The sequence below is a fragment of the Kitasatospora sp. NPDC093558 genome (assembly GCF_040683475.1).
GTDB lineage: Bacteria > Actinomycetota > Actinomycetes > Streptomycetales > Streptomycetaceae > Kitasatospora.
This window is the reverse complement of record NZ_JBFBDY010001247.1, coordinates 1-1265: the sequence shown is the minus strand read 5'-3', so window position 1 is coordinate 1265 and position 1265 is coordinate 1. Positions and strand designations below refer to the sequence as shown.

Here is a 1265-nt window from a genome sequence, read left to right as displayed (position 1 = left end):
CCTCGCAGAGGCGCTCCTGCATGGCGTCTGTGAGGTAGTGGTGGTGCAGGTCGAGGATGCTCAGGTGGGTGAGCGGCTGGCCCTCCAGCAGGGCTGCGGCGCCCTCGTCGGAGAGCACGCCCATCGACAGGTCGAGCGTTTCGAGCCGGGCCACCACGGGCGCGTGGGCGACGGCGGCGGCGATCTCGTCCTGGAACTCGCTGTTGGCCAGGCCCAGGTGGCGCAGCGCCGGCAGCCGCGTGCCGTCGAGGAAGGGCCGCAGGTCGTCGATGGTCGCGTCGCCGCCGTACTCGTCCACGCCGAGCCAGAGCACGAGGCGCTCCAGCGCGGGCAGTTCGGAGGCGGTCACGGCGCGGACGACCTCGGCGGGCAGGCCGCCGGCCTCGAAGCGCAGGGACCGCAGCCGGTCGTGGCGCACCGGCTTGAGCACCAGGTCGGTGCCGCCGCGCACGGCGAACTCGGTGAGGGAGGGGAACGCCGTCAGCAGGAGGGTGACGTCGCCCATCTCCAGCCAGGAGATCTCGCACTCGTCGAACGTGACGTCGCCGAGGAACAGGCCCTCCAGGGCGGACAGGCGCTCGGCGGCGTCGGCGAGCGCGTCGACGACGGCCTTCACCGGCTCGTAGTCGCCCTGCCACCAGGAGCCGATCACCAGGGCCCGGACGGCGGCCGGGTCGACGGTGTCGAGGAACGCCTCCCAGAGGGCTGCGAAGTCGTGCGGGGCGTCGTACTCCAGGGAGAGGCGCCACGCGACGGCGCCGGCGGCGGGCTGCTTGCGGGCGCCGGGTGCGAAGTCGTGGATCGGCAGCTCGTGGAAGCGCCCGAGGTGGTGGTCGACGGTCATGTCCACTCCTGGCGGGGTCGGGTGGGTGGTGGATGGAGGTTGTGGGTGACGGCCGTTCGGCCAGCGCTACTCGGCCGGGGCTACTCCGCCACGGCTATTCGGCGACGGCGACGTAGCGCCAGCGGTCGTCCGGCTTGCCGGCCCCGGAGAGGTCGACCGCGACGCCGGGCAGGGCCTCGCGCAGGCGCTCCTGCATCTCGCCGGTGAGGTAGTGGTGGTGCAGGTCGAGAGCGCGGAGGTGGGTGAGCGGCTGGCCCTCCAGCAGCGCGCCCGCGCCTTGGTCGGTGAGGACGCCCATCGACAGGTTGAGCGTTTCGAGCCGGGCCATGACCGGCGCGTGGGCGACGGCGGCGGCGATGTCGTCCTGGAACTCGCTGTTCTGCAGGCCGAGGTGGCGCAGCGCCGGGAAGCGGGAGCCGTC

General features: G+C 73.2%; 1 protein-coding gene and 1 pseudogene. Both read right to left on the bottom strand.

From position 1 onward, the window contains the following. On the bottom strand, nucleotides 1–844 hold an 844-nt coding region (locus AB0O00_RS40095; RefSeq protein ID WP_363659598.1), incomplete at its 3' end, for an STM4015 family protein. A gap of 94 nt (nucleotides 845–938) precedes the next feature. After that, nucleotides 939–1265: pseudogene (locus AB0O00_RS40090) on the bottom strand (leucine-rich repeat domain-containing protein); the annotation flags it as partial.